Consider the following 2,159-nt stretch of genomic DNA (forward strand, 5'->3'; position numbering starts at 1 on the left):
TAAAAACGATGTTTTATTGGTAAAAGCAAAAACCATTTGGGCAATGTTAGATGCAGAAACTTATAAACCTGCAAGAATTCGGGAAGATGTTTTAAAGGTTTTACAAGCCTCTAAATAACCATTTTTTTGCTGGTTTTAATTAAATTCTCTTAGGTTAATTTGTCTAAAACCGTAAATTCTTTGAAAAAGATTACTTAATTTCATTTATCGTTATTAGTATCAATAAAAGTATCTTTGCAAAAAATTAAGATACCATGTTAACATTTGCTGCTTTAGGAATTCATAAAGATTATATAAAATCTATTAAAGAAATCGGAATTTCAAACCCTACAGAAATTCAAGAAAAAACGATTCCTATTTTACTACAATCTAAGACGGATTTTATTGGTTTGGCGCAAACAGGTACAGGTAAAACTGCCGCTTTTGGTTTACCAGTTTTACATCAAATTGATGCAGATTCTGAACATATTCAAGCTTTAATTTTATCGCCTACAAGAGAATTGGTACAGCAAATTAAAAAACAACTCTTTAAGTTTACAAAATATGTAGACCAACGCATTTTTTTAGAAGCCGTTTTTGGAGGTGAAAAGATTGATCGTCAAATGAGCAATTTAAAAAGAACCACACATATTGTTATTGCAACACCAGGTAGATTAATTGATTTAATTGAAAGAGGAGCAGTAGATATCAGTCATGTAAAAACAGTTATTTTAGATGAGGCTGATGAAATGTTGAGTATGGGTTTTAAACAAGATTTGAATCGTATTTTAAAATTTACGAAAAAAGCAGATCGAAAAACATGGCTTTTTTCTGCAACTATGCCAGATGAAATTAAACGAATTGTAAAAACCTATATGGATGCGAATGCACCAAGAATTGAAGTAAACAGAAATGCCTTGGTAAATGCTAATATTCGTCATCAATACGTTAAAACAACTTTAAAAGAAAAGGTAGATGATATTGTAACTTTTTTAGAGAAAAGAAACAATCAAAGAGGTATTATTTTTTGCAGAACAAAAGCAGGAGCTCAAAATTTAGCAAAACAATTGATAGAAGAAGGATTCTCTGCAGCTGCTTTAGAGGGTGATATGCAACAAAAAGAACGTGATAAAGTAATGCGTGCGTTTAAAAATGAAAGTTTACAGTTTTTAATTTCTACGGATGTTTCTGCTCGTGGAATTGATGTAAAAGACTTGGAATTTGTTATTCATCATCAATTACCAGAGCAATTAGAATATTACACGCATAGAAGTGGTAGAACAGCAAGAGCAGGAAAAACAGGAACTTCTTTAGCCTTTATTTTGCCATCAGAATTAGAAAAAATTCATCAATTACAAAAAGATTTACAGATTAAATTTACAGAAGTTACAGTGTAAATGGAATTTATTTATGTTTTAGATATTTTAGGCACTTTTGCATTTGCCATTAGTGGGGCTTTAGTAGCTTCCGATCAAAAATTTGATTTATTTGGTGTTGCCATTATTGCTTTTGTAACCGCTGTTGGAGGTGGAATGTTACGTGATGTTTTAATTGATGCGCATCCTATAAATTGGATTGGAGATTTAAACTATTTATGGACAATTCTTGTTGCTGTGGTGGTCACTTTTTTATTTAAAAGCAAAATATTACCCTTATATAAAACTCACTTTTTATTTGACACTGTGGGTATTAGTGTGTTTACTTTACTTGGTTTGCAAAAAGGTTTGCTATTTGATTTACACCCAATAGTAGCTTTAATTATGGGGATGATTTCTGCAGTTTTTGGCGGTGTTTTAAGAGATGTTTTAACTAATAAAATTCCACTAATTTTTGAAAAAGAAATTTATGCATCTGCGTGTTTAGCAGGTGGAATTACCTATTTAGTTTTGACTTATTTTCCGATTTCAGAAGATGTAATTTTTGTCATTTCAGCATCCGTAATTATTAGTGTACGATTAATTGCAGTAAAATTTCATTTGCAATTGCCTAGAATTAAAGATGATTTGTTTGGTAAATAATTGATGATTTATAAATAGCTGAGAAACCCTATAAAAAGAAAACTTTACAAGATTTCTCAACTACATTTCATTTATTACAAAATTATTAAATTTTTTTACTCAACATCTTTTAAAAGTTCTCTGATAGAGCGTAATAATTGTTCGTCAATTCCATTATCAATC

The 2,159-nt window shown here is 30.0% G+C and carries 2 protein-coding genes; both read left to right on the forward strand.

Annotated features, from left to right (window positions below; all coding sequences use genetic code 11):
- The first annotated feature begins 254 nt into the window (after nt 1-254).
- On the forward strand, nt 255-1,376 hold the full coding sequence (locus ACTG3V_RS15485; RefSeq protein WP_439133073.1) for a DEAD/DEAH box helicase: 1,122 nt from the start codon (nt 255-257) through the stop codon (nt 1,374-1,376).
- Entirely contained in the window at nt 1,377-1,997 is a 621-nt protein-coding gene (locus ACTG3V_RS15490; RefSeq protein WP_439133074.1) for a trimeric intracellular cation channel family protein, read from the forward strand.
- The last annotated feature ends 162 nt before the right edge of the window (nt 1,998-2,159 follow it).

The organism is Polaribacter sp. (assembly GCF_965660385.1).
GTDB lineage: Bacteria > Bacteroidota > Bacteroidia > Flavobacteriales > Flavobacteriaceae > Polaribacter.

Coding starts and splice junctions, on each gene's coding strand:
- ACTG3V_RS15485 (WP_439133073.1), top strand. CDS start 255: ATGTTAACATTTGCTGCTTTAGGAATTCATAAAGATTATATAAAATCT.
- ACTG3V_RS15490 (WP_439133074.1), top strand. CDS start 1,377: ATGGAATTTATTTATGTTTTAGATATTTTAGGCACTTTTGCATTTGCC.